This is a genomic window from Pseudomonas sp. CAM1A, from assembly GCF_047501685.1.
Lineage (GTDB): Bacteria > Pseudomonadota > Gammaproteobacteria > Pseudomonadales > Pseudomonadaceae > Aquipseudomonas.
The window spans coordinates 135687-160839 of sequence record NZ_JBFNXP010000005.1 but is presented as its reverse complement, the minus strand read 5'-3'; the positions used below and the strand labels follow the sequence as shown (position 1 = coordinate 160839).

Here is a 25153-nt window from a genome sequence, read left to right as displayed (position 1 = left end):
CGTTTGCCCGAGTGTAGAGGTTTACGACGGCAGTTTCTCGAGGATCTTCCAGCAGGTGAGGCCGAAAATGCCGAGGGTGCCGATCCACATCATCAGCACGCCGACATTGCGCTCGCGCAGGCTGAACCCGATGGTCAGCAGCATCAGGAACAGGAACACCGGCACGAACAGGGACAGGAACGGCGATGACATGGACAGCATCCTTCTGTTTTGGGGGCCATGTATCAAGCATAGCGCTTTGCAAGCGAGGCGGATTGACTGGGGACAGGCGCTGACCCAAGTCGCATCGGCGCAGCGCCGCTCCCACAGGTCCGCGTGGGAGCGGCTTGGCCGTCAGGGCAGTTCGCGGCTGCGGTAGAAGGCGCCGAGCACCTTCACCAGGTGGGCCAGGTCATGGCTGCCGCACAGCTCGCGGATCGAATGCATGGCGAAGGTCGGCAGGCCGATATCCACCGTGCGCACGCCCAGGTGGCTGGCGGTGATCGGGCCGATGGTCGAGCCGCAGCCCATGTCGCTGCGCACCACGAAGCTCTGCACCGGGACTTCCTCGGCCATGCACAGGTGGCGGAAGAAACCGGCGGTTTCGCTGTTGGTGGCGTAGCGCTGGTTGTTGTTGACCTTGATCACCGGGCCCGCGTTGAGCTTGGGGCCATGGTTGCCGTCGTGCTTGTCGGCGTAGTTGGGGTGCACGCCGTGGGCGTTGTCGGCCGAGACCATCAGCGAGCGCTGGAGGGTGCGCACGTACTCGTCGTTGTCCGGCAGCAGGCGTTGCAGGGTCTGTTCGAGCATCGGGCCGTCGGCGCCGCAGGCCGAGCAGGAGCCGACTTCCTCGTGGTCGTTGCACACCAGTACGCAGGTCTCGTCGCCTTCGGCGTTCAGCAGCGCCTGCAGGCCGGCGTAGCACGACAGCAGGTTGTCCAGGCGGGCGGCGGCGATGAAGTCGCCGTTCAGGCCGATCAGCGCGGCGTCCTGGGTGTCGTAGAAGCTCAGCTCGTAATCCAGCACCACGTCGGCGTTGAGGTCGTGCTCGCGGGCCAGCTGCTCGGTGAGCAGGGCGCGGAAGTCGATGCGCTCGTCGCCGGCGACCTGCGCCAGGATCGGTGGCAGTTCGGTCTGCGGGTTGATCTGCCAGCCTTCGTTGGCGGTGCGGTTGAGGTGGATCGCCAGATTGGGGATCACCGCGATCGGCAGCTTGAAATCGATCAGCTGGCTCTCGACCTTGCCGTCACGGCGGAAGGTGACCCGGCCGGCCAGCGACAGGTCGCGGTCGAACCAAGGGGCGAGCAGGGCGCCGCCATAGACTTCGACGCCCAGTTGCAGGAAGCCCTGGCGCTGCAGTTCGGGCTGCGGCTTGACCCGCAGGCATGGGCTGTCGGTGTGGGCGCCGACCATGCGGATGCCACCCAGCAGCGGTGAGAGCTTGCCGAGCTTGATGGCGATGATCGAGGAATCGTTGCGGGTCACGTAGTAGCGACCGCCAGGCACGGTGGCCCAGCTGTCGCGCTCGTCCAGGCGCTGGTAGCCGGCAGCTTCGAGGCGCTGCGCGAGGCTGGCGGTGGCGTGGAAGGGCGTCGGGGAGGCCTTGAGAAATTCGATCAGGCCGGCGTTCAGGGCATCGCGCATAAGTCACTCCAGACAGCAGTGGCGCGAGTTTAGCGTAAATGCTCGAAAATTTGTGTCGAGCCATCGCGAGGCGTGGCCGCGCCCCGCGATTGGCCAGGGCCTTAGAACGGCGCCTGGCACTCGAATTTCAGGCGTTCGCCAGACACCGGGTGGGTGAAGCTCAGCATCGAGGCATGCAGGCACAGCCGCTCATGGGCCGCCAGCGCCTCGGGGTTGGCGTACAGCCGGTCGCCGAGCAGCGGGTGGCCGATCGACAGCATGTGCACGCGCAACTGGTGCGAGCGCCCGGTGATCGGCGTCAGTTCGACCCGGCAGTGATCGCCGCAGCGCTCGACGATGCGCCAGAAGGTCAGGGCATGCTTGCCTTGCTCATGGTCGACCACGTGGCGCGGCTTGGTCGGTGGGTCGTAACGCAGGGGCAGGTCGATGCTGCCGCTGTCGAGCGCCGGCTGGCCCCAGCACAGCGCGGTATAGGCCTTTTCCGTCTCGCGGTCGTGGAACTGGCGCGACAGCTCGCGGTGGCTGTCGGCGTCGCGGGCCAGCAGGATGATGCCCGAGGTTTCCCAGTCCAGGCGATGGACGATCAGCGCATCGGGGTAGCCGTTTTCCTGCAGGCGGGTGATCAGGCAGTCCTTGTTGTCCTCGGCGCGGCCCGGCACCGACAACAGCAGGGTCGGTTTGTTGATCACCAGGATGGCGGCGTCTTCGTGAAGGATCTGGATGTTCGACAGCGGCATTGCTAGGTCTCGGTGAAATGGCGGAAAGCACTGGGGCCGCCTTGCGGCCCATCGCCGGCAAGCCGGCTCCCACAGGGTCTCGCGTTATCTGTGGGAGCCGGCTTGCCGGCGATGGGCTGCAAAGCAGCCCCAATGATTGCACCCAGCTGCGCGATCAGCGATCAGGCAGGGTGATGTTCAGCTCCAGAATCGAGCAGCTGCCCTGGTTTTCCAGTTCGATCTGTACGTCGTCGTTGCCGATGTTGACGTACTTGCGGATCACCTCGACCAGCTCTTTCTGCAAGGCAGGCAGGTAGTCCGGGGTGCTGCGCTGGCCACGCTCGTGCGCCACGATGATCTGTAGACGCTCTTTCGCTACCGACGCGCTGCTCTGTTTCTGTCTGCCACGAAAGAAGTCAAAAAGGTTCATGGTTTATTTGCCTCCAAACAGGCGCGCGAAGAATCCTTGCTTCGGCACTTCGATGAACCGCAGTGGCTTGGGCTTGCCCAGCAGGCGGTCGACGGTGTCGCTGTAGGCCTGACCGGCATCGCTCTGGTCATCGAGGATGACCGGGATGCCCTGGTTGGAGGCCTTGAGCACGGCTTGCGATTCGGGAATCACACCCAGCAGTTCGACCGAGAGGATTTCCTTGACGTCCTCGACGCCAAGCATTTCACCCTTTTCGACGCGCTCGGGGTGGTAGCGGGTGATCAGCAGGTGTTCCTTGATCGGGTCTTCGCCCTGTTCGGCACGGCGCGACTTGCTCGACAGCAGGCCGATCATGCGGTCGGAGTCACGTACCGACGAGACTTCCGGGTTGGTCACGACGATGGCTTCGTCGGCGAAGTACATCGCCAGGTGCGCACCTTTCTCGATACCGGCCGGCGAGTCGCAGACGACGAACTCGAACTGCTCCTTGAGCTCCATCAGTACCTTTTCGACGCCTTCCTTGGTCAGCGCGTCCTTGTCGCGGGTCTGGCTGGCGGCCAGCACGAACAGGTTTTCCAGGCGCTTGTCCTTGATCAGGGCCTGCTGCAGGTTGGCTTCGCCGTTGACCACGTTGACGAAGTCGTACACCACGCGGCGTTCGCAGCCCATGATCAGGTCGAGGTTACGCAGGCCGACGTCGAAGTCGACGATGACTGTCTTGTGCCCGCGCAGTGCGAGGCCGGTACCGATGGCGGCGCTGGTGGTGGTCTTGCCCACACCCCCCTTGCCGGAAGTAACCACGAGAATCTTGGCCAAGGTGTTTCACCCCTAAATAATTCGGGACAGACGTCCCTGCAAATACAAAAAACGGCAACGGGAAAAAAGTTGCGCTAAAAATGCCGGCAAGTATCCGTTAAAGACGGGTGATGTTCAACACGTCACCGGACAGGCTGACCTGTACGCCCGAGCCCCACAGCGGGTCGCGGCGCAGGTCTTCGCAGACTTTGTACTGGCCGGCGATGGAGACCATTTCCGCAGTCATCTGCAGGCAGAAGATACGCGCCTTGGTATTGCCCTTGATGCCGGCCAGGGCACGGCCACGCATGGCGCCGTACACATGGATGTTGCCATCGGCAAGAAGTTCCGCGCCGGGGCTGACCGAACCGGTCACCACCAGGTCGCCACCCTGGGCGTAGATCTGCTGGCCGCCGCGCACCGTCGAGGTGATGATCCGCGTCGGGCGAACTTCGGGTTCGGCCGGCGCAGTTGGCGGCGCAGGCGCGGGCTCGGGGGGCTTCACCTCGGGCTCCGGCTCGAGCGGCCGTTCGCGGGCGCCGGACGGCGGCAGCACTGGCAGGTCGATGGCGATCGCCGCGGCGATGTCCTCGATGCGGCTGGCACGGATCGCCAGGGTGCGCAGGCCATGGTGCCGACAGATGCGCATCAGCCCGGGCAGGTCGATGGCGCCTGAGTCATGGGGCAGCTTGTCCAGGGCGAGCACCAGCGGCGTGTTGCTGAAGAAATTCGGCGCCTGCACGACCTTCGCCGCCAGCTGGCGGTCGAGGGACTCGAGGTCGTTGCGCGCCAGTTCCAGCACGGTGATGGCAAGCATGCTGCCCTTGAGCTGGAACACGGGGGCGTTGTCGGGTGTCTGGTTGGGGCTCATGGTCTGCATAGACGGCTTGTTGCGAAAAAAGTGCCCTGACTTATAGCGATAAGACCGTTTGCCCGCAACCGATGTAGAATGCCGGGCTCATGTCTTGCCGGAAGCTTCAATGGAACGCCCGCGTTTTCGATCCTCTTTCCTTCACCCGCGATTCTGGGGCCTGTGGTTGGGCCTGGGCCTGCTGTGGCTGGTTGCCCAGCTGCCGTACCGGGCCTTGCTGGGGCTGGGGCGCGCCCTGGGCGCGGTGATGTACCGCCTGGCGGGTGAACGCCGGCGCATCGCCGCGCGCAACCTGGAGCTGTGCTTCCCGGCGCTGTCCGGCGACGAACGGCAGCGCTTGCTCAAGGAAAACTTCGCCTCTACCGGCATCGCCTTCTTCGAGATGGCCATGAGCTGGTGGTGGCCAAAAGCCCGGCTGGCGCGCCTGGCCCATATCGAGGGCATCGAGCACCTGCAGGCCGCCCAGCGTGAAGGAGAGGGCGCGATCCTCATGGCCGTGCACTTCACCACCCTGGAGATCGGCGCCGCCTTGCTGGGCCAGGTGCACACCATCGACGGCATGTACCGCGAACATGGCAACCCGGTGTTCGATTACATCCAGCGCCGCGGCCGCGAGCGTCACAACGCCGACTCGCTGGCGGTGGAGCGCGACGACGTGCGCGGCATGCTCAAGCTGCTGCGCAAGGGCCGGGCGATCTGGTACGCGCCGGACCAGGACTACGGCATCAAGCAGAGCATCTTCGTGCCGCTGTTCGGTATCCCCGCGGCCACCGTCACCGCCACCACCAAGTTCGCCCGGCTGGGCAAGGCGCGGGTGATTCCGTTCACCCAGAAGCGCCTGGAGGATGGCAGCGGCTATCGCCTGGTGGTGCACCCGCCGCTCGAAGACTTCCCCGGCGAAACCGAGGAGGCTGACTGCCTGCGCATCAACCAGTGGGTCGAGGGTGTGCTGCGCGAGTGCCCGGAGCAGTATCTGTGGGCGCACCGGCGCTTCAAGTCGCGGCCCGAGGGTGAACCGCGGCTGTATGACAAGAAAACGCGCTAGCGCAGGTTCCTTGCCTATGCTGCGTGGGAGCGGGCTTGCCCCGCGATAGGGCCGGTACTGGCAATCACTGACTCCAGGAAGGATGCATGACCTCAACCACCGGCCTGATCCTCTCCGGCGGCGGCGCCCGCGCCGCCTACCAGGTCGGCGTGCTGGCCGGCATCGCCGAGCTGCTGCCCCCTGGCGCCGCCAATCCGTTCCCGGTGATCGTTGGCACCTCTGCCGGCGCCATCAATGCCGTCAAGCTGGCCAGCGGCGCTACCCGCTTCGCCGAATCGGTGCAGCACCTCACCGCCTTCTGGCAGAACTTTCGCAGCCACCTGGTGCTGCGCAGCGACTGGCCTGGGGTGATCCGCCAGGCCAGCCGCTTCGTCGGCCATAGCCTGCTGGGTCTCGGCGGCCAGGTGCCGGTGGCATTGCTCGACAGCCGCCCATTGCGCGGCCTGCTGCACGAGCATCTGGACCTGGATGGCATCGCCCACTCCCTGGCGGCAAATCAGCTGCGCGCCATCGCCGTGACCGCCTTCGGCTACGAATCCGGCCAGGCGGTGACCTTCTACCAGGGCCGCGACACCATCGAACCTTGGCTACGCCACCGGCGCATCGGCATGCCCACGCCGCTGACCATCGACCACCTGCTGGCCAGTTCGGCGATCCCGTTGCTGTTCGCCCCGGTACGCCTGGGCGAGGAGTACTTCGGTGACGGCGCGGTGCGCCAGTCGGCGCCGATCAGCCCGGCGCTGCACCTGGGTGCCAGTCGCGTACTGGTGGTGGGCGTCAGCGGCAACCCCCAGCGACCCTCGCCGCCGTTGCCGACCCAGCGCGTGTTCAGCGGCCAGCAACCGAGCCTGGCGCAGATCGGCGGGCATATGCTCAACAGCACCTTCATCGACAGCCTCGAGGACGATATCGAGCTGCTGCAGCGGCTCAACCATCTCAGCCACCTGATGCCGGCGCACCTCGACGCCCGGCGCCTGGGGCTGGCGCCGATCGAGGTGCTGGTGGTGGCGCCCAGCCAGCCGCTGGACGAGATCGCCGCCCGTCATCGCCGCGAGCTGCCGGCGGCGCTGAGGCTGTTCCTGCGCGGGCCGGGGGCGACCAAGACCAGCGGGGCAGGGGTGCTGAGCTACCTGCTGTTCGAGGCGAGCTATTGCAGCGAACTGATCGAGTTGGGGCGCAAGGATGCCTTGGCCAAGAAGCGGGAGCTGTGCCAGTTCCTGGGGATTTGAGGTTTCCTGTACTGGCAGCGGCCCCTGCTCACTCGGCGATCTGCAACTTGCGCGACTGGGTGTACACGTACCGCAGTTTCTCGTATTCGAACGGCGAGTTGGTCTGCCCGTAGCGGAAGTTGGTGGTGTAGCGCTTGTCCACTGCCCGCAGCACGGTCAGCTCCGGGTGGTCGCTGGCGGTGTCGGGCACGTTCAGGTAGTTGATTTCCTTCTCCCCCACGTAATCCACCACCAGCCCGGTGGTGTCGCGCAGGTTCGACGGCCCGAGGATCGGCAGCATCAGGTACGGTCCGTCCGGCACCCCGTAGAAGCCCAGGGTCTGGCCGAAGTCCTCGCTCTGCCGAGGCAGGCCCATCTTGGTCGCCGGGTCCCACAAGCCGCCGACCCCGATGATGGTGTTGAACATCAATCGGGCGGTGATCTGCGCCGAACGCTGGGGCTTGAGCTGCAGCACGCTGTTGAACAGGTTGGGTACATCGCCGAGGTTGTTGAAGAAATTGCTCACCCCGGTACGCACGAAACCGGGGGTGACGTAGCGGTAGCCGTCGACCACCGGCAGGAACACCCACTGGTCGAAGCGGTAGTTGAAGTGGTAGATGCGCCGGTTCAGTGACTCCAGCGGGTCGTAGATGTTCAGCGCGGCCAGGGTCGAGCGTTCGAACTCGCGCTGGTCCAGGCCGGGGTTGAACTTGAGCTCGCGCAGCGGATCGACGAAGCCGTCGGCTTCCACCGTGAGGGTTTCGGTCTTGTCGGCCTCGACCACGCTGGCACGCGGCGCGACTTCCTCGGCCAGGGCGTAGCCGCTGGCGAGCAGGGCGGTGACGAGCAGCAGTCTGTTAACCACGGAAGAACTCCAGCATGGCGTCGCTGTTGACGCGGTAGTTGAGGTTGCCGCAATGGCCGCCATGGGGGTAGAGCGTCAGGCGTTCGCCGAATACCCGGCGCAGGAAGCCGATGTCGCCGGGGCCGAGGATCACATCGTCGGCGTTATGCATCACGGCGATCTTCGGGTTGTCGCGCAGATAGTCCTCCAGCGCGTACAGGCTCACCTGGTCGACCAGTTGCAGCAGGCTGTTGCCGTCGGTGCGCGCGCGCCACATGGGGATCACCTGCTCGGTCAGGTAGCAGTCGAAGTCGCACTGCAGGGCCCGTTTGAAGAAGGGCTCCAGGCTGCTGCCCTCGGTGATCGGGAACTTCGGCGGGATGATCAGCCCGCGACGGTTGATCAGGTCGGAGGTAAAGGCGATGTCGGCGGCCGAGAAGCGGAACGAGGTGCCGATGAGCATGGCCATCTGCTCGTTGGACAGGTGCTCCCGCGACTTCTGGAAGTCGTAGAGCAACGCATCGTTGAGGTCGATGTAGCCCTTGTCCTGGAAGTAGCGGGTGAGCTTCTCCAGCATCAACTCATAGAACGTGGTGCTGCGGTCGATGCCCTTGACCCGGGTTTGCACCAGTTTGTCCAGGTTGGTGATCGAGGTGTACAGGTTGACCGGCGGGTTGAGCAGCAGCACACGCTTGAACTTGAAGCTCTGGCGGGTTTCGTCGAGTTTGCTGACGAACGCCGCGTCCAGCGCGCCCAGGCTGTAGCCCGTGAGGTGATACTCGCTGACCGGCAGGCGTGCCTGCTGGGCGCGCACCGCCTGCATGACCCGGTACAGGTCCTTGGCGTCCTCGCTCGACACCCCGGGGGTGGCGAAGCGCGAGGCGGCGCTCATGAAGTCCCAGCTGGTCGGCGAGGACAACTGCACCACGTGATAGCCGGCTTGGTAGAACAACTTCTTCAGGTACTCGTTGATGCTGCTGGAGTAGGGCGCGCCGGTGCCGGCGATCAGGAAGATCAGCGGCGCTTCGTGGTCCTGTTTGGCCAGGCGGTAGCGCAGCTTCTTCACCGACCAGAAGTTGTCGGGCAAGGTGAACTCGCGCTCCGGGCGCAGGGTGAGGCTGTAGTCGGCCTGGTCGATATCATCGTCGCTGGGCAGCGTCGGGCGCTGTTCCGGCGGCGTGGTGGCGATGGTCGCCTCGAACGGGTTGGTCAACGGATAGCCGTAGCTCGCCGCGTCGATATCCCGCGCCGAAGCGGCCGCAGCCATGAGCAGGCCGCCGAGCAAGGCGGCGAGGCGCAAAGATCGAAGCATTTATGTCCCCCAGGGAAAACGCAAGGTCGTGCAATACGCAGGCTAGGACCACGGCAAGTTGGACAAAGTTGCCCGTCGTCGTGTCGTTCGTCGCACCAGATGTTGCCGCGCCGGACAACGTTTGTCTTGTGCAACATAGCTGCAGGGCCATGATTTTGCCTTTCATCACCCCACTGAGGGATCATGCAGCGTTTCCATTACCGCTGTTGGAGAACCGGATGTCTCGTACGTGGCCTCTTCTTGTACTGCTGGCGTGCCTGGGCCTGTGGCTGGCGGCCAGCTATGGCGTGCGTTATGGGTTGATGGAGGACGCCCGGTGGGTCGGGTTGTGCAGCGTGCCGGGGGAGGTCTGGCAATGCCAGGTGCGATCGCTGCTGGGGCTGGGGATACATTTTCAGGTGATCGCCTGGGCCGCCTTGGGCCTGGCACTGGTCGCCCAGTTGGTGCCCAGGCGTGCTGGCTGGTGGCTGGCGGTGCTCGGGCTGGTGTTCGGGCTGCCGGCGCTGGTGCTGTATACCGCCAGCATCGCGGTGTTCGCGGTGGTGCTCGCGGGGTTGCGGTTGGTGAGGCGATCATCCGTTGCCTGACAGGGCCCTATCGCGGGGCAAGCCCGCTCCCACGCTCACACAAGGCGTTGGCCTCGACGTGGGAGTCCGCTCCCACGCGCGCGCAAGGCGTTAGCTTCAACGTGGGAGCGGGCTTGCCCCGCGATGGGCCTTCAGGCTTTGCGCAAGCTGCGCCACAACGCCCCGACCATCAACACGCTGACCACCGCCCAGCCCCACGCCTGCGGATTCTGTAGCCCTTCGCGGAACAACTGCGGTGCCACCCCGGCACCCACGATGAAGGCCAGCAACGCCACCTCCGCCCTTCGCGCGGGTACCGGCCGCAACAGATAGACCACCGCCGGCAGCAACAACGCCGCGCTGGGGAAGCTGCGGTAACGTGGGTCGAACACCATCGCCAGCATGCTCACCGCCGCGGCGAACCCGGCCGCCAGCAGCCATGTGCCGGCGTGCTGTTCCAGCCAGGCGAACAGCCGCTGGCGCCAGCCGTCACGGCGGGCCAGCGCCAGCGCGCCGTGGGCCAGCACCAGCAGGTTCAGGCCCGCCAAGGCATATGCCCATAGCCATTCGCCGGCAAAGCGGGCATTGGTGCGCATCAGCTCACCCCATAGCCCCAGGCAGCCGGCGCCCAACGCCGCCAGCAACGGCAGCAGCAGGGCGGCGCGCTGGTTGACCGGGCGCCCGGCCAGGGCCAGGACCGTCAGCATCACGACCACGCAGGCCAGCAACCACTGCGGCCACAGCGCCAGGTTGCTCACCGGCCCTTCGAGCACGCCCTTGTCCTGCCGGTCGGCATCGTACAGCCCCCAGTAGCCGCCCACGGCGCCTTCGCTAGCACGCTTCCAGGGCTGGTCGAACGCCTCGATCAGGTTGTAGCGCCAGCCGTTGGCCTCGGCCAGGGCGACGAAGCCGCGGATGAAACGCGCCTCGTTGACCCGGCTCGGCTCCGCCGTCTCGCGCTGGCGTCCTTCGCTGGGCCAGCCGGTCTCGCCGATCAGGACGTCCTTGGGCGCGAAGCGGTTGCCGAACACCTGGCGCACCTCGGCCACATGGGCCAGTGCGGCATCGATGCCGTGCGGGTCGTCTTCCCAGTAGGGCAGCAGGTGGATGGTGAGGAAGTCCACCGCTGGTGCGATCTGCGGGTGTTGCAGCCAGAACTCCCAGACATCGGCGTAGGTCACCGGCACCTTCACCTGGCTTTTCACCTTTTCGATCAGCCCGGCCAGGCGCTCGCCGGTGACTTCCTTGCGCAGCAGCGCCTCGTTGCCGACGATCACCGCGCTGACCACGTCGGGGTTGGCATTGGCCGCGGCGATCAGCAACTCGACTTCCTTGTCGGTGTCCACCGGGTTGGCGTTGACCCAGGCGCCGAGCATCACCTTCAGCCCGTGTTTGCGCGCCAGTGCTGGGATCGCCTCGAGGCCGGTCATCGAATAGGTGCGGATGCACTGGAATCGCTCGCTGAGCAATGCCAGGTCGGCGTCCATGCGCGCCGGGCGCAGGCGAAACGGCTGGTCGAAGGGCGACTGGTCCTTGTCGAAGGGGGTGTAGGACGCGCATTGCAGCTTGTGCGTCGGGCTCGCCGCATCGGGCAGGTGCACCGGCTTGCCAAGGCCGTACCAGAGCGCCCACAACCCGAGGAGGGCGAACAGGCAGGCGAGCAGGTACGCAGGCAGGAGCAGTCGGGTGTTACTGGGCATCGGGCGGTCCGTCGTCAAGCACAAAGGGCTAGATGATAGCCGCAAATGACCGGCGCCAAGCCTTTGGCATGCAAGGATCGCGCAGGCCACTGCGGTGGCATGGCGTTAATGGCACAGTGCTGTCGCTGATCGTTCGCTGGAGGTCGCTGACAGAGCAGGTCGTGCGCTGGGGCAGGTCGATGATGCAATCTCCAAGACCTGACGAGGGATGCTTTGATGGCGACTATTACAAGAATGCGACGTTTCCTGGGCGTGGGCACCGCCCTGGTATTGGCCATGAGTACTGCGCAGGCCATGGCCAAGGAAGTCAGCATCGGTTACGTGGATGGCTGGTCCGACAGCGTCGCCACCACCAACGTGGCCGCCGAAGTGATCAGGCAGAAACTCGGCTATGACGTGAAGCTGCAGGCGGTTGCCACTGGCATCATGTGGCAGGGCGTGGCCACCGGCAAGCTCGACGCCATGCTCTCGGCCTGGTTGCCGGTGACCCACGGCGAGTACTGGACCAAGAACAAGGACAACGTGGTCGACTACGGCCCCAACTTCAAGGACGCCAAGATCGGCCTGATCGTCCCCGAGTACGTCAAGGCCAACAGCATCGAAGACCTGAAGACCGATACCAGCTTCAAGAACAAGATCGTCGGTATCGATGCCGGCTCCGGGGTCATGCTCAAGACCGATCAGGCGATCAAGGACTACGGCCTTACCGGCTACAAGCTGACCGCCAGCTCCGGCGCGGCGATGACCGCGGAACTGGGCCGCTCCTACGCCAAGCAACAGTCCATTGCCGTGACTGGCTGGGTACCGCACTGGATGTTCGCCAAGTGGAAGCTCAAGTTCCTCGAGGATCCGAAAGGCGTGTACGGCGCCGCCGAGACCGTCAACAGCATCGGCAGCAAGGAACTGGCGAGCAAGGCCCCGGAAGTGGCCGAATTCCTCAAGAAGTTCCAGTGGCAGTCCAAGGATGAGATCGGCGAGGTAATGCTGGCGATTCAGGAAGGCGCCAAGCCCGAGGCGGCGGCCAAGGACTGGGTGGCCAAGCATCCGGAGCGGGTCAAGGAGTGGACCGGTAAGTAATCGGTATGATCGCGGGGCCAGCCCGCTCCCACGAAACCATGGGGAGCGGGCTTGCCCCGCGATGCGTTTGCGGTTGTTGCAAATTTTGCAAAACACCGTTGCATCTAAGACTAAGGTCGTCTGGTTGGCGTCCAGCGGCAGCATAAAGTGGAGTCGGGTTCTCCCTAATCTGTGCTGCTAGGACAAAAACAATGAACGACAGCATTTACCAATCGATACAGAACAGTCCGCGCTTCAAGGAACTGGTCACCAAGCGCGAGCGTTTCGCCTGGGTTCTCTCGGCAATCATGCTCGGCCTCTACTGCGCCTTCATCCTCCTCATCGCCTATGGCCCGCACCTGCTCGGTGCCAAGCTCAGCCCCGGTTCATCGATCACCTGGGGTATTCCCCTGGGCGTCGGCCTGATCCTTTCGGCGTTCGTGCTCACCGCCATCTACGTGCGTCGCGCCAATGGCGAGTTCGACGAGTTGAACAAGGCAATTCTCGAGGAGGCCAAGCAATGATCCGCCATGCCAAAGCTCTGGCCGTTCTGGCCTGCGGCACTTTCGCACCCGCCGTGTGGGCCGCCGATGCCCTGACCGGCGAGGTGCAGAAACAACCGCTGAACGTGGCGGCCATCGCCATGTTCGTCGCCTTCGTCGCCTTCACCCTGGGTATCACCTACTGGGCCTCCAAACGCAACAAGTCGGCCGCTGACTACTATGCTGCCGGCGGCAAGATCACGGGCTTTCAGAACGGCCTGGCGATTGCCGGTGATTACATGTCGGCAGCGTCCTTCCTGGGTATTTCCGCCCTGGTGTTCACCTCGGGCTACGACGGCCTGATCTATTCCATCGGTTTTTTGGTCGGCTGGCCGATCATCCTGTTCCTGATCGCCGAGCGTCTGCGTAACCTCGGCAAGTACACCTTTGCCGACGTGGCCTCGTACCGCCTGGGGCAGAAGGAAATCCGTACCCTGTCGGCCTCGGGCTCGCTGGTGGTGGTGGCGTTCTACCTGATCGCGCAGATGGTCGGTGCCGGCAAGCTGATCGAGCTTCTGTTCGGCCTCGACTACCATGTTGCGGTGATCCTGGTGGGTGTATTGATGTGCCTGTACGTGCTGTTTGGCGGCATGCTGGCCACCACCTGGGTGCAGATCATCAAGGCGGTGCTGCTGTTGTCCGGCGCGAGCTTCATGGCGTTGATGGTGATGAAGCACGTGGGCTTCGACTTCAATACCTTGTTCTCCGAGGCGATCAAGGTGCACGCCAAGGGTGAGGCGATCATGAGCCCGGGCGGCCTGGTCAAGGACCCGATCTCGGCCTTCTCGCTGGGCCTGGCGCTGATGTTCGGTACTGCCGGCCTGCCGCACATCCTGATGCGCTTCTTCACCGTCAGCGACGCCAAGGAAGCCCGCAAGAGCGTGCTCTATGCCACCGGCTTCATCGGTTACTTCTACATCCTGACCTTCATCATCGGCTTCGGCGCGATCCTGCTGGTCAGCACCAACCCGGACTTCAAGGACGCAGCTGGCGCTCTGCTGGGCGGCAACAACATGGCGGCGGTGCATCTGGCCGATGCCGTGGGTGGCAGTATCTTCCTCGGCTTCATCTCGGCCGTGGCCTTCGCCACCATCCTCGCGGTGGTGGCCGGCCTGACCCTGGCCGGCGCCTCGGCGGTGTCCCATGACCTGTACGCCAGCGTCTGGCGCAAGGGCAAGGCCAACGACAAGGACGAGATCCGTGTGTCGAAGATCACCACCATTGCCCTGGGCGTGCTGGCGATCGGCCTGGGCATTCTGTTCGAGAAGCAGAACATCGCCTTCATGGTCGGCCTGGCCTTCTCCATCGCCGCCAGCTGCAACTTCCCGGTGCTGCTGCTCTCGATGTACTGGAAGAAGCTGACCACCCGCGGCGCCATGATCGGTGGCTGGATGGGGCTGATCAGCGCGGTGGGCCTGATGGTCCTCGGCCCGACCATCTGGGTGCAGATCCTCGGTCATGAGAAAGCCATCTACCCATACGAGTACCCGGCACTGTTCTCCATGATCATCGCCTTCGCCGGCATCTGGTTCTTCTCGGTCACCGACAAGTCCAAGGCCGCCGAGAACGAACGTGCGCTGTTCTTCCCGCAGTTTGTGCGTTCGCAGACCGGCCTGGGGGCCAGTGGCGCGGTATCGCACTGATACTTTAGAGGTGAACACCAACGCCCCGGCCAATGCCGGGGCGTTGTGCTTTCAGCTCGCGTTACCTGCGCCGGGCAGCGCTCATATTCTGCCCAGCAACAGCAGGATCAGCAGGACCACCAGCACCACGCCGACGATGCCGGACGGGCCGTAACCCCACGAGCGGGAGTGAGGGAAGACCGGTAAGCCACCGATCAGCAGCAGGATCAGGATGATGATGAGGATCGTGGTCATGGCGGAGTCCTTGCGTGATGGAAGGGCTGGAGCGCAGCGGTAGCCGCTTAATGGTTCCGACCGGTGCCTGTGGCTAAAAATTCAATCCGCCTGCCTGGCGATTGAATTACCTGCCGCCCGATACTGGCGTATTCAGCAATTTGATGCCGTACCGGCAGCCGTGGTGTTGTGGCTAGACTCCAGCCATTCCCACTGTTCAAGGCGCTCCACCATGCACAACCGAATGATGATTACTGGTGCCGGCTCCGGCCTTGGCCGCGAGATTGCCCTGCGCTGGGCCCGCGAGGGCTGGCAACTGGCCCTGGCAGACGTCAATGAGGCGGGCTTGCGCGAAACCCTGGCCTTGGTGCGTCAGGCCGGCGGTGACGGCTTCATCCAGCGCTGCGACGTGCGTGACTACAGCCAGCTCACCGCCCTGGCCCAGGCCTGCGAGGAGAAGTTCGGCGGCATCGATGTGATCGTCAACAATGCCGGGGTGGCCTCGGGCGGCTTCTTCGCCGAGTTGTCCCTGGAGGACTGGGACTGGCAGATCGCGGTCAACCTGATGGGCGTGGTCAAGGGTTGCAAGGCGTTCCTGCCACAGCTCGAACGCAGCCGCGGGCGGATCATCAACGTCGCCTCGATGGCGGCGCTGATGCAGGGGCCGGGCATGAGCAACTACAACGTGGCCAAGGCCGGGGTGCTGGCGCTGTCCGAAAGCCTGCTGGTGGAGCTGCGCCAGGTGGAGGTGGCGGTGCATGTGGTGTGCCCGTCGTTCTTCCAGACCAACCTGCTCGACTCGTTCCGTGGGCCGGACCCGGCGATGAAGGCGCAAGTGGGCAAGTTGCTGGAAGGCTCGCCGATCAATGCGGCCGACATCGCCGAGTATATTCATGAGCGGGTGGCTGCCGACGAGTTCCTGATCCTTCCCCATGAAGCCGGGCGCCAGGCCTGGAAACTCAAGTGCCAGGCACCTGAGCGGCTATACGACGAAATGGCGGACATGGCGGTCAAGATGCGGGCAAAGTCACGTAAAGCTAACTAATCAGAGAATTTCTGTAGGCTTTCTTTACCTTCACAAGTAGGAAATGTCTATTTCTGCGGCGAAGGATTGAGTAGGCGAAAGCTGGCGAGGCAGTCTCCGATTTTCCCTTGAGCGAGAGGCAACGGAGATGCTGGTTATCGGACGCGAAGTGGGCGAGGTCATCGTCATTGACGGGGGCATCAGGATTCAGGTGATGTCGGTGGAGAACGGCCAGGTACGCTTCGGCATCTGCGCACCTCGAGAGGTGGAGGTGCACCGGATAGAAGTCTACAAACGTATCAAGGCCCTGGAACTGGAGAAGCAGCGGGCCTGACAAGCCATTACTCCAGCAGTTCCCGCGGTACTTCATGCCGGGCCAGCAACTGGCATTGCTGGCTTTCCAGGTCGAACAGGATGAACGCCTGCCCTTTGGCCAGCGCCTGGCGTACCCGCAGCACCCGTGTTTCCAGCGGTGTGTCGTCACCATTGTCGGTGCCGTCGCGGGTGACGAAGTCCTCGATCAGGCGGGTGAGGGTTTCGCTTTCGAGTTGGTCGTGGGGAATCAGCATGGGTTTTGGGCAATGGTGATGGGGATGTGCGCATGCTACGTGAAATCATCTGTCATGCGCAGTCGATTGGCGTAGGAGGCCTGTGTAGGAGCGGCGCAGCGCCGCTCCCACGGATTGTGTCGATTGCTCTCAGCCCTTGTTGCCCACCAGGCTGTCCACCGCCGGCACCCGGGTGTCGCTTTCCATCTGCGCATCGTGCTCCAGCTGGTGGCTGAAGCGCTCCAGTGAAGCACTGGCCGGCTGCGAGTCGCTGGCGAACACCGGTGGGCTGAGCAGGTAGGCGCTGAGCAGCCGGCTGAGCGCCGCCAGGCTGTCGATATGGGTGCGCTCGTAGCCATGGGTGGCATCGCAGCCGAAGGCTACCAGGGCGGTGCGGATATCGTGCCCGGCGGTCACCGCCGAGTGGGCGTCGCTGAAGTAGTAGCGGAACAGGTCGCGGCGCACCGGCAGGTCGCGGTCGCCGGCCAGTTTCAGCAGGTGGCGCGACAGGTGATAGTCGTAGGGCCCGGACGAGTCCTGCATGGCCACGCTCACCGCGTGCTCGCTGGACGCCTGCCCCGGCGCCACCGGCGCGATGTCGATGCCGACGAACTCGCTGACATCCCAGGGCAGGGCGGCTGCGGCACCCGAGCCGGTCTCTTCGGTGATGGTGAACAGCGGGTGGCAGTCGATCAGCGGTTGCCGGCCACTTTCGACCACGGCCTTGAGCGCCGCCAGCAACGCAGCTACACCGGCCTTGTCGTCCAGGTGGCGTGCGCTGATATGGCCGCTTTCGGTGAACTCCGGCAAGGGGTCGAAGGCAACGAAGTCGCCGATGGCGATGCCCAGTGCTTCAGCATCGGCGTGGGTGGTGCAGTAGGCATCCAGACGTACCTCCACATGCTCCCAGCTGATCGGCATCTGGTCGATGGCGGTGTTGAAGGCGTGCCCGCTGGCCATCAGCGGCAGTACGCTGCCGCGGTACACACCGGTATCGGTGAACACGCTGACCCGGCTGCCTTCGGCGAAGCGGCTCGACCAGCAGCCCACTGGCGCCAGTGCCAGGCGGCCATTGTCCTGCAACTGGCGCACGCTGGCGCCGATGGTGTCCAGGTGCGCCGAGACGGCACGGTCGGGCGAGCTCTGGCGGCCCTTGAGGGTGGCGCGGATGGTACCGCGGCGGGTCAGCTCGAAGGGGATGCCCAGTTCATCCAGGCGTTCGGCGACATAGCGCACGATGGTGTCGGTGAAACCGGTGGGGCTGGGGATGGCGAGCATTTCCAGCAGGACGCGTTTGAGGTAGTCCAGATCGGGTTCGGGGTGTTTCGCAGGCATCAGGATTACTCCTTTGTTTCGAGGGCCTCATCGCGGGTCAAGCCCGCTCCCACGTGGTTGCGTGGGAGCGGGCTTGACCCGCGATGGATTTCAGGCCAAAGCCCGGCTATGCGGGAACAGCAGGTCGACGAAGCGCTCGGCCGTCGGTTGCGGTTCATGATTGGCCAGCCCGGCGCGCTCATTGGCTTCGATGATCACGTAGTCCGAGTGCTCGGCATCGCGGACCATGAAGTCCAGGCCGACCACCGGGATCTCCAGGGCGCGGGCGGCGCGCACGGCGGCGTCGGCCAGCACCGGGTGCAGGCGCTCGGTGACATCCTCCAGGGTGCCGCCGGTATGCAGGTTGGCGGTGCGGCGCACGGCCAGGCGTTGCCCGGCGGGGAGGATGTCGGCGTAGCCCAGGCCCGCGCCCTTGAGCGTACGTTCGGTCTCGTCGTCCAGGGGAATGCGGCTCTCGCCGCCCGTGGCGGCCTGGCGCCGACGGCTCTGCGCTTCGATCAGTGCACGGATGCTGTGCTTGCCGTCGCCGACCACCTGCGCCGGATGACGGATCGCCGCCGCCACCACTTCGAAGCCGATCACCAGGATGCGCAGGTCGCAGCCGGCATGGAAGCTCTCCAGCAGCACACGGCTGTCGAAACGCCTGGCCTGTTCCACGGCATGGCTGACTTCATCGATCGTCGTGAGGTTGACCGCCACCCCTTGGCCCTGCTCGCCATCGACCGGCTTGACCACCACCGCGCCATGTTCGTCGAGAAACGCCAGGTTGTCGTCGGCATTGCCCGCCAGCTGCTGCGCCGGCACCTGCAGCCCGGCGTTGTGCAGGGCACGTCGGGTCAGGCGCTTGTCCTGGCACAGGGTCATGGTCACGGCGCTGGTCAGGTCGCTCAACGATTCGCGGCAGCGGATCCGCCGCCCGCCCAGGCTGAGGGTGAACAGGCCGCTGGCGGCATCGTCGACCTGCACCTCGATGCCGCGTCGCAGCGCTTCATCGACGATGATCCGCGCATAGGGGTTGAGTGTCGCTTCGGGGCCGGGGCCGAGAAACAGTTGCTGGTTGATACCGTTCTTGCGCTTGATGGCGAAGGTCGGCAGGTTGCGAAAGCCGAGCTTCTTGTACAGCCGCTTGGCCTGGCGGTTGTCGTGCAGCACCGACAGGTCGAGGCAGGCCAGGCCGCGGCTCATGAAGTGCTCGATGAGGTGGCGCACCAGCACTTCGCCGACGCCGGGCCGTGTGCACTGCGGGTCCACCGCCAGGCACCACAGGCTGCAGCCGTGCTCGGGGTCGTCGAAGGCTTTGCTGTGGTCCAGGCCCATGACACTGCCGATCACCGCCTGGCTGTCCTCGTCCTCGGCCAGCCAGTACACCGGCCCGCCGAGCTCGCGCGGGGTCAGCAGCTCGGGGTCGACCGGGAGCATGCCACGGGCCTGGTACAAGGTGTTGATGGCCTGCCAGTCCGCCGCGCCCTGCGCCCGGCGGATGCGAAAGCCGCGGAACACCCGTTGCGCGGGGCGGTAGTCGGTGAACCACAGACGCAAGGTGTCGGAGGGGTCGAGGAACAACTGTTGCGGGGCCTGGGCCAGCACCTGCTGGGGCGCCGCGACATACAGGGCGATGTCGCGCTCGCCGGCCTGCTCCTGCAGCAGGTCTTCGGCCAGGCTGAGCGGATCGGGGTAGGTATGCCCGATCAGCAGCCGGCCCCAGCCACAGTGCAGCGCCCGTGGCCGGTCGTGAGGCTCGCTGCCATCACCGGCCAGGCGCGCCTGCAGGCGCTCGTAGGACGGCGCCTGGCCACGCAGCAAGCGCTGGCCGTAGGCGATCTCGTGGGCTTTCATCGGTCAGATTCCTTGTTCGCTGAGCCACAGGTTCAGGGCCGCCAGCTGCCACAGCTTGGAGCCGCGCAGTGGCGTGAGCTGGCCATGGGGATTGCTCAGCAGGCGGTCGAGCATGGCCGGGTCGAACAGGCCGCGATCCTGGCTCGGGTCGGTCAGCAGTTCGCGCACCCAGCCCAGGGTGGCGCCTTCCAGGTGCTTGAGGCCGGGTACCGGGAAGTAACCCTTCTTGCGGTCGATCACCTCGTGGGGGATGACCCGCCGCGCCGCCTGCTTGAGCACCTGCTTGCCGCCATCAGGCAGCTTGAAGCGCGCCGGGATGCGCGCCGACAGCTCCACCAGGCGGTAGTCGAGGAACGGCGTGCGTGCCTCCAGGCCCCAGGCCATGGTCATGTTGTCGACCCGCTTGACCGGGTCGTCCACCAGCATCACCGTGCTGTCCAGGCGCAGCGCCTTGTCCACCGCGTCCGGTGCGCCGGGGCGGGCGAAGTGCTCACGCACGAAGTCGCCGGCCGCGTCGGTGTCGAGCCGCCAGGGCGCCTGCACGGTGTCACGGTACTCGGCGTGGCTGCGGTCGAAGAAGGCCTGGCGATAGGCCGCGAAGGCATCTTCGGCGCCATCGACCTGCGGGTACCAGTGGTAACCGGCGAACAGTTCGTCGGCGCCCTGGCCGCTCTGCACGCCCTTGCAATGCTTGGCCACTTCCCGGGACAGCAGGTAGAAGGCGATGCAGTCGTGGCTGACCATCGGTTCGCTCATGGCGCGGAACGCCGCCGGCAGTTGCTCGATGATCTCGTGCTCGGCGATGCGCAGCTGGTGGTGACGGGTGCCGTAGTGCCGGGCGATCAGGTCGGAGTACTGGAACTCGTCGCCGCGTTCACCGCCGGCATCCTCGAAGCCGATGGAAAAGGTCGACAGGTCGTCCACCCCGGCTTCGCGCAACAGGCCCACCAGCAGGCTCGAGTCGACACCGCCGGACAGCAGCACGCCGACATCCACCGCCGCGCGCTGACGGATGGCCACGGCGTCGCGGGTGGCATCGAGCACGCGGCTGGTCCAGCCTTCCAGGTCGAGTTCGCGCTCGTCCGGGTTCGGGCCGTAGTGCAGCTGCCACCAGGTCTGGCGCTCGACCTCGCCATGGCGGTCGACGCGCATCCAGGTGCCGGGCTCGAGCTTCTGCACATTGGCCAGCAGGGTCCGCGGTGCGGGCACCACGGCGTGGAAGTTGAGGTAATGGTTGAGTGCGACCGGGTCGATCACCGGGTCGATATCGCCGCCCTTGAGCAGCGCCGGCAAGGTCGAGGCGAAGCGCAGGCGCTCGCCGTTGCGCGACAGGTACAGAGGCTTGACGCCCAGACGGTCGCGGGCCAGGAACAGGCGCTGGTTGTCGCGCTCCCAGATGGCCAGGGCGAACATGCCGTTGAGCTTGGGCAGCAGTGCCGCGCCCCAGGCGTGGTAGCCCTTGAGCAGCACTTCGGTGTCGCCATCCGACCAGAAGCGGTAGCCCAGGTCCTGCAGTTCCTGGCGCAGCTCGGGGAAGTTGTAGATGGCGCCATTGAAGGCCAGGGCCAGGCCCAGGTCATTGTCGACCATGGGCTGCGCCGAGCCGTCGGACAGGTCCATGATCTTCAGGCGGCGATGGCCGAGGGCGATCGGACCCTGGCTATGGAAGCCCCAGGCGTCGGGGCCGCGGGGCGCCAGGTGGTGGGTGATGCGCTCCACCGCAGCGAGGTCCGCCGGGCGAGGTGCTTGGTCGATGGGGGTGAAACGTAACTCTCCTGCTAATCCGCACATGTAACGTAGACCCTTTGAGTTTCGGCACTCTTGGCGTTACTGGCTTTTAGCTCGTACCACTTTTGTACCACTTTCCAGCATTTTCAGCTTATCAAGCTCAGCCCAGTCATTAGGCGAGTTGATCCACTTGGCATACGTGGAAAGCAAAACCTGCACGCTATGCCCGAGTTGCGCGGCGATGAATGCCGGGTTCATGCCGGCCATCAGGCACATGGTCGCGTACGTGTGGCGCGTGTCGTACATCCTGCGGCGCCTGATACCAAGCTTTCGCAGTGCTGCCAGCCAGTAACGTTTTTGACTCGTCTCAGAGCGAATGAACATCTCCGAGCGGTCACCCGTCCCACTGGGCGCGAACACATAATCTGAACGAGCCTCGGTGAGCGGTCTGGCTTTTTCGAGCGCATGAAGCGCGCGATCGTTCAATAGAACTTTCCGGGTGCGCTTCGTTTTGGTGCGATCCTGGATCATTCCACGGATCTGAATGCGGCATACGTTGGCGGCCTTTTCACGCCTGTCGATCTCACTCCAGCGCAGGGCCATCACCTCGCCTGGCCGCATACCGGTGTAGAAGCAGAACTCGAAATAGGCTGCGTAAATGGCCGTCATGCCGTTCGTCGTTTCGTACAAGTGGGTAATGATCGAATCCGCCTCATCTTTCGTGAACGGATCGACCTCGCGCTTGGGCACTTTCGCGCCTGGAATGGACAGTGCAGGATTTCGGACAATGAGCTCGTCTGCTACCGCCTGCTGGAAAATGGACACCAGCAGACCCACGACGCCCTTACGGCGGATCGGCGAAGTCCACTCAATGCTGTTCATGATCTTGCGCAGTCGTACCGAAGTGATTGTATTGATCGGCATTTCGGCCAGGTATGGAATCCAGTACACCTGCAGGGCTGACCTGTAGTTTCGTCGGGTGCCTTCAACGATTTGCAGGCTGTTGAGCCATTCCTGCGCGTAGTCGAAGAAGATCGGAGCTGTCTGCTCCTGTACCACCACGCTGCGGGTGTTGGGGAACAGCTCAGCGTACTTCTCTGCCGTCAGTGCACCGAGCTTATCCAGGCCTTTTACTTGAGAACGTAGACTCGCTGCTGCTGCGATCCCTTTCGCGGTTTGAGGGAGAGGGAGCGTCTCGCAGCACCGCTTCTTGTTCCAGGTGAAGCGAATTCGGATTGAGCGCCCGACAAGCTCGACTCCGGCCGGCAGGTCCACAGGCTTTCGATCCATTCGTCATATCTCCTTTTGCTGTACATGATCCTGCCGTTGATCTTCATCCATACCCAGTTGGGGATGAGTCCTTTCTCGCGCCTGCGTTGTAGCGCCTTCGCTGTGCACCCCACCAACTCGCCCATCCGTTTTTCGGAAATTTTGTCGTGCCCCTGGTCGTCGGGCAGATTCTCAGCTACTCCCATCGCAATTCCTCCTGACTCATTAGGTTGTGGTTGTCACGCCAGCGCGCAGAGTTGAGCTCTCACGGGGCCTGGCGCGCTGGAGCGTCATTTCAGCGAGGATGTTCATTGGATACGCCCTCCATGTCGGCGACGGCGCGCAGGCGTAGAGTGATACCGCACTCGCGGGCCAGCTGGTTGAGCCGGCCGACACTGGTGGTACTGTCCTGTAATGCCTTTCCAAAGCGCACCAGGCGCTCACCCAGGTCCTCGAACTCGTTGCGAGTTGGCTTGCGCTGGGTCATGGCTGTCCGCCTCTGATTTCTGCCGCTTGGGTGAGAACATCGAGCAGAACATTGGCGCGCGCAGTTCGATCCAGGTATTCGCGGATCGCTTTCACAACCAGCGAATTCATCGAGCGATCATCTGCATCTGCTGCGTGGGCCACTTGGTCGCGCAAGCCATCCGGCAGTCGGACCACGAACTTATCAGCCTCCCGGGAACCGTATTCAAAGGCCATGACCAGCCTCCTGCAGCTTGCGCTGACGAACTTCTGACCGATCGACCGGCACGCCTTTGGGAGCCTCAATGCCGATACGGACTATGGAGCCGTTCACCTCCAGCACTCTCACGGTGATGCCGTCGCCGATGACAATCGACTGGCCTTCTTTTCGGGATAGACACAACATGGTGATGCTCCTTTTTCCAGGCAAGCCGAGGGCCTGCCGCGATTGATGGCATTCGCAAAAAATCAGGTGAATCAATTCAGATTGGCAGGGCTATGCAACTGCGATGGCGCACTCGGCGCGCCGGGTAGCAACACGGGTTTCTATCTTTCGTTCACCACCGTTACCACCGCGTCGGATACGTAAAGCGACGTCGTCACCAATCACCGTGTTTAAGGTCAACAGCAGCGCCAAGGTGGTCGCCACCGGGCTGATCAACCCTTTTTGCATGGAAACTGCGACGAGCTGTGCCCGGCGAGTGACGCCCAGCTTCGTGGTTGCGCTTAGCACACGCTTTTTGATCGAGTCGGGCTGCACACCAAGCTCGCGAGCCAGCTCTTTTGAGGTCTGGCCGCTAGCGATCCCTAGGACGCACTGCACCTCGCGCAGAGATAGCTCGCGGCCCAGGAAGCCGGTCCAGCCATTTGCAGTGATTGAGGTTGCCGTGGTCATAGTGATGCTCCCTGCTGTACGTTGATGGCTCAAAATTAGCTGGGCTTTATTTTTAAGTCAACAGCATGGCTAATATTATTTTTCTGCGCCCACAAAAAAGCCCGCTTGGTAGCGGGCTTATGGCAATTCAAGCATCACAGCCGGTAGGCATGTGCCTTCAGGCAGATTGCTGGGATGGCAGCAGCAACTGGTCGGGTTTGGCAGGAGGCACGATAATACCCTTCAGATTCGACTGAGGACCTTGCTCGGTGCGAGGATATTTCCCACGTAGTGAATCTTCTCGATGTCGGACCAATCGATGGTTCGACGTTCGTACGCCGAGTTTACCGACATCACGCTAACGCTGTCTTCCGTTTCAAATAGGAGCTCCTTAACCATGCTCTGGCCATCGGTGGTCTTTACCATCACGTATTCGCCAGGGACTAGGCGATGGTTCGGCTCGCATACAGCGACCCAGCCGCTACGGATTGCAGGTGCCATTGAGTCACCTTTGAGGCGTAGCGCATAAGCATCTTCATCGCGGGACCAAGTCTCTACCCAACCATCGGAACTATCGAGTCCAACCCAGTAGCCATTGTTTCCAAGCTGGGCGGTGCCCACTATTTCGATCCTTCGAGGTGCGGTGGTGATCGGAGGCCCCGACTCTACATTACTCGTAGTGGTCGGGGATTTGATGTGCTGTACGGTCTGAGCGAGCCGTGGACTGACCTCCTCAGGAGAAAACTCCAAGGCCTTGGAAAGGCGCATGAGGGCGTCAAGGTTCAAAGCCAGCTTGCCAGTCATGTACTGGTTCACAGTGCTCTGTGGAGATTTCCATTCGCACAATTCCCCAATCTCTTGCTGGGTTAGCGCGTAACCCCTCTGGCGAGCCTCTGCCTTGCGCTTGACGTAGATGGCCTTGAGCCTCGCGCATTCATCGAGCTCTTCAGGGGTAAGTGAGCGTCTGTGTCTGGTTATCATGCGTGAACCCTATTAGCTCAGCTTATATCTTGCAACCAGCCTGGCTAATCAATCCTTGATCGATAAATCAAGCGTGGCTAATATCTCGGTGAATTTCTGATCGAGAAGTCACATGAAAGAGATCAAGCTGGCTGACTTCCTCCGGTGCAAAGGCACTCAGCCCCAGCTCGCCAAGGCGATTGGCGTAACCCAAAGCGCCATTTCTCAGATGGCGAAGTCGTCTCGCGACATCCGTGTTCGAATTTTTGGGGACGGCCGAATTGAGCTCATTGAGTTTCGAATCCTCAATCGCGCTACCCCCAGCTTGGCTGTGGCTCCGCCGAACATGCACGTAACGATACCGGTATCCAACCATCGGCACAGCTCCACTGGTGGGGCTGTGAATTCATCCAGTCTATCGCAGGCCTCTCCATGACGGCCACGGGATCGCTACTTATGCTGTCCGGTTGATTTTTCTCCGGACAACAAAAAACCCGCTGCCAGGCGGGTTCTTCTACCGACCTCTGCCAGGAGGTCTTCATTTCACATC

At 63.6% G+C, this 25153-nt stretch carries 29 protein-coding genes; 9 read left to right on the top strand and 20 right to left on the bottom strand.

What is annotated here, in order from left to right:
• Window positions 1-21: 21 nt before the first annotated feature.
• From ABZO33_RS15015 to minC, 6 genes are all read right to left on the bottom strand, one after another.
• Complete coding sequence (locus tag ABZO33_RS15015) at window positions 22-192, bottom strand: hypothetical protein (protein ID WP_167388396.1); 171 nt, start codon at window positions 190-192, stop codon at window positions 22-24.
• Between the two features lie 141 nt (window positions 193-333).
• On the bottom strand, window positions 334-1623 hold the full coding sequence (locus ABZO33_RS15010) for a M18 family aminopeptidase (RefSeq protein WP_414536672.1): 1290 nt from the start codon (window positions 1621-1623) through the stop codon (window positions 334-336).
• 101 nt (window positions 1624-1724) lie between these two features.
• Window positions 1725-2360 carry an RluA family pseudouridine synthase gene (locus tag ABZO33_RS15005; RefSeq protein ID WP_414536671.1) on the bottom strand — a complete coding sequence of 212 codons (636 nt, stop codon included), beginning with the start codon at window positions 2358-2360 and terminating at the stop codon, window positions 1725-1727.
• 154 nt (window positions 2361-2514) lie between these two features.
• Window positions 2515-2769 carry a cell division topological specificity factor MinE gene (gene minE / locus ABZO33_RS15000; protein WP_023631120.1) on the bottom strand — a complete coding sequence of 85 codons (255 nt, stop codon included), beginning with the start codon at window positions 2767-2769 and terminating at the stop codon, window positions 2515-2517.
• A gap of 3 nt (window positions 2770-2772) precedes the next feature.
• Window positions 2773-3585: a septum site-determining protein MinD gene (minD, locus tag ABZO33_RS14995; protein WP_414536670.1), complete on the bottom strand. Its 813-nt coding sequence runs from the start codon at window positions 3583-3585 to the stop codon at window positions 2773-2775.
• A gap of 97 nt (window positions 3586-3682) precedes the next feature.
• Window positions 3683-4444: a septum site-determining protein MinC gene (minC, locus tag ABZO33_RS14990; protein ID WP_414536669.1), complete on the bottom strand. Its 762-nt coding sequence runs from the start codon at window positions 4442-4444 to the stop codon at window positions 3683-3685.
• A 100-nt stretch (window positions 4445-4544) separates the two neighbouring features.
• Here minC and ABZO33_RS14985 point away from each other — a divergent pair, with 100 nt between their 5' ends.
• Together ABZO33_RS14985 and ABZO33_RS14980 are read left to right on the top strand one after the other, a co-directional pair.
• Window positions 4545-5480 (top strand): lipid A biosynthesis lauroyl acyltransferase, encoded by a 936-nt coding sequence (locus ABZO33_RS14985; protein ID WP_414536668.1) that lies wholly within the window; start codon window positions 4545-4547, stop codon window positions 5478-5480.
• Between the two features lie 86 nt (window positions 5481-5566).
• Entirely contained in the window at window positions 5567-6709 is a 1143-nt protein-coding gene (locus ABZO33_RS14980; RefSeq protein WP_414536667.1) for a patatin-like phospholipase family protein, read from the top strand.
• Window positions 6710-6737: 28 nt separating this feature from the next.
• On the opposite strand, the gene ABZO33_RS14975 is transcribed toward ABZO33_RS14980, so the two are convergent.
• Entirely contained in the window at window positions 6738-7553 is an 816-nt protein-coding gene (locus ABZO33_RS14975) for a VacJ family lipoprotein (protein ID WP_414536666.1), read from the bottom strand.
• Window positions 7546-8844 (bottom strand): serine/threonine protein kinase, encoded by a 1299-nt coding sequence (locus ABZO33_RS14970; protein ID WP_414536665.1) that lies wholly within the window; start codon window positions 8842-8844, stop codon window positions 7546-7548. Before ABZO33_RS14970 ends, ABZO33_RS14975 begins: the two co-directional genes overlap by 8 nt.
• Before the next feature lie 218 nt (window positions 8845-9062).
• Between ABZO33_RS14970 and ABZO33_RS14965 the strand changes: the two genes are divergently transcribed.
• Window positions 9063-9431: a hypothetical protein gene (locus ABZO33_RS14965; protein ID WP_414536664.1), complete on the top strand. Its 369-nt coding sequence runs from the start codon at window positions 9063-9065 to the stop codon at window positions 9429-9431.
• A 131-nt stretch (window positions 9432-9562) separates the two neighbouring features.
• Here ABZO33_RS14965 and ABZO33_RS14960 read toward each other — a convergent pair whose 3' ends face one another.
• Window positions 9563-11110 (bottom strand): beta (1-6) glucans synthase, encoded by a 1548-nt coding sequence (locus ABZO33_RS14960; RefSeq protein WP_414536663.1) that lies wholly within the window; start codon window positions 11108-11110, stop codon window positions 9563-9565.
• A gap of 216 nt (window positions 11111-11326) precedes the next feature.
• Here ABZO33_RS14960 and ABZO33_RS14955 point away from each other — a divergent pair, with 216 nt between their 5' ends.
• The 3 genes from ABZO33_RS14955 (at window position 11327) to ABZO33_RS14945 (ending at window position 14351) form a co-directional block, all read left to right on the top strand.
• Complete coding sequence (locus tag ABZO33_RS14955; protein WP_414536662.1) at window positions 11327-12187, top strand: glycine betaine ABC transporter substrate-binding protein; 861 nt, start codon at window positions 11327-11329, stop codon at window positions 12185-12187.
• A 191-nt stretch (window positions 12188-12378) separates the two neighbouring features.
• On the top strand, window positions 12379-12690 hold the full coding sequence (locus ABZO33_RS14950) for a DUF485 domain-containing protein (RefSeq protein ID WP_414536661.1): 312 nt from the start codon (window positions 12379-12381) through the stop codon (window positions 12688-12690).
• Complete coding sequence (locus tag ABZO33_RS14945) at window positions 12687-14351, top strand: cation acetate symporter (protein WP_414536660.1); 1665 nt, start codon at window positions 12687-12689, stop codon at window positions 14349-14351. The genes ABZO33_RS14950 and ABZO33_RS14945 overlap by 4 nt, the downstream gene beginning before the upstream one ends.
• Window positions 14352-14432: 81 nt before the next feature.
• Here ABZO33_RS14945 and ABZO33_RS14940 read toward each other — a convergent pair whose 3' ends face one another.
• Window positions 14433-14585 (bottom strand): DUF3309 family protein, encoded by a 153-nt coding sequence (locus ABZO33_RS14940; RefSeq protein WP_110736482.1) that lies wholly within the window; start codon window positions 14583-14585, stop codon window positions 14433-14435.
• 211 nt (window positions 14586-14796) lie between these two features.
• Between ABZO33_RS14940 and ABZO33_RS14935 the strand changes: the two genes are divergently transcribed.
• Together ABZO33_RS14935 and ABZO33_RS14930 are read left to right on the top strand one after the other, a co-directional pair.
• The gene (locus ABZO33_RS14935; RefSeq protein ID WP_414536659.1) at window positions 14797-15609 is read left to right on the top strand and encodes an SDR family oxidoreductase; all 813 of its coding nucleotides are present in this window, start codon (window positions 14797-14799) and stop codon (window positions 15607-15609) included.
• A gap of 127 nt (window positions 15610-15736) precedes the next feature.
• Window positions 15737-15922: a carbon storage regulator gene (locus ABZO33_RS14930; protein ID WP_414536658.1), complete on the top strand. Its 186-nt coding sequence runs from the start codon at window positions 15737-15739 to the stop codon at window positions 15920-15922.
• 7 nt (window positions 15923-15929) lie between these two features.
• On the opposite strand, the gene ABZO33_RS14925 is transcribed toward ABZO33_RS14930, so the two are convergent.
• The 10 genes from ABZO33_RS14925 to ABZO33_RS14880 form a co-directional block, all read right to left on the bottom strand.
• Window positions 15930-16157, bottom strand: a complete 228-nt coding sequence (locus tag ABZO33_RS14925) for a YheU family protein (protein ID WP_023630058.1) — start codon at window positions 16155-16157, stop codon at window positions 15930-15932.
• A 129-nt stretch (window positions 16158-16286) separates the two neighbouring features.
• Window positions 16287-17471 (bottom strand): osmoprotectant NAGGN system M42 family peptidase, encoded by a 1185-nt coding sequence (locus tag ABZO33_RS14920; RefSeq protein WP_414536657.1) that lies wholly within the window; start codon window positions 17469-17471, stop codon window positions 16287-16289.
• A gap of 90 nt (window positions 17472-17561) precedes the next feature.
• Window positions 17562-19307 carry an N-acetylglutaminylglutamine synthetase gene (gene ngg, locus ABZO33_RS14915; protein WP_414536656.1) on the bottom strand — a complete coding sequence of 582 codons (1746 nt, stop codon included), beginning with the start codon at window positions 19305-19307 and terminating at the stop codon, window positions 17562-17564.
• Window positions 19308-19310: 3 nt separating this feature from the next.
• Entirely contained in the window at window positions 19311-21098 is a 1788-nt protein-coding gene (locus tag ABZO33_RS14910; RefSeq protein WP_401106260.1) for an N-acetylglutaminylglutamine amidotransferase, read from the bottom strand.
• A 36-nt stretch (window positions 21099-21134) separates the two neighbouring features.
• Window positions 21135-22325 (bottom strand): tyrosine-type recombinase/integrase, encoded by a 1191-nt coding sequence (locus ABZO33_RS14905; protein WP_414536655.1) that lies wholly within the window; start codon window positions 22323-22325, stop codon window positions 21135-21137.
• A 274-nt stretch (window positions 22326-22599) separates the two neighbouring features.
• The gene (locus tag ABZO33_RS14900; protein WP_414536654.1) at window positions 22600-22791 is read right to left on the bottom strand and encodes a hypothetical protein; all 192 of its coding nucleotides are present in this window, start codon (window positions 22789-22791) and stop codon (window positions 22600-22602) included.
• Complete coding sequence (locus ABZO33_RS14895) at window positions 22788-23006, bottom strand: YlcI/YnfO family protein (RefSeq protein WP_414536653.1); 219 nt, start codon at window positions 23004-23006, stop codon at window positions 22788-22790. Before ABZO33_RS14895 ends, ABZO33_RS14900 begins: the two co-directional genes overlap by 4 nt.
• A complete protein-coding gene (locus ABZO33_RS14890) occupies window positions 22996-23175 on the bottom strand; it encodes a carbon storage regulator (protein WP_414536652.1) in 180 nt (59 codons plus the stop codon). Before ABZO33_RS14890 ends, ABZO33_RS14895 begins: the two co-directional genes overlap by 11 nt.
• A gap of 90 nt (window positions 23176-23265) precedes the next feature.
• Complete coding sequence (locus tag ABZO33_RS14885) at window positions 23266-23664, bottom strand: response regulator transcription factor (protein ID WP_414536651.1); 399 nt, start codon at window positions 23662-23664, stop codon at window positions 23266-23268.
• 222 nt (window positions 23665-23886) lie between these two features.
• Window positions 23887-24447 (bottom strand): helix-turn-helix transcriptional regulator, encoded by a 561-nt coding sequence (locus tag ABZO33_RS14880; RefSeq protein WP_371916455.1) that lies wholly within the window; start codon window positions 24445-24447, stop codon window positions 23887-23889.
• A 289-nt stretch (window positions 24448-24736) separates the two neighbouring features.
• Between ABZO33_RS14880 and ABZO33_RS14875 the strand changes: the two genes are divergently transcribed.
• Entirely contained in the window at window positions 24737-25039 is a 303-nt protein-coding gene (locus tag ABZO33_RS14875; protein ID WP_414536650.1) for a Cro/CI family transcriptional regulator, read from the top strand.
• Window positions 25040-25153: the final 114 nt, after the last annotated feature.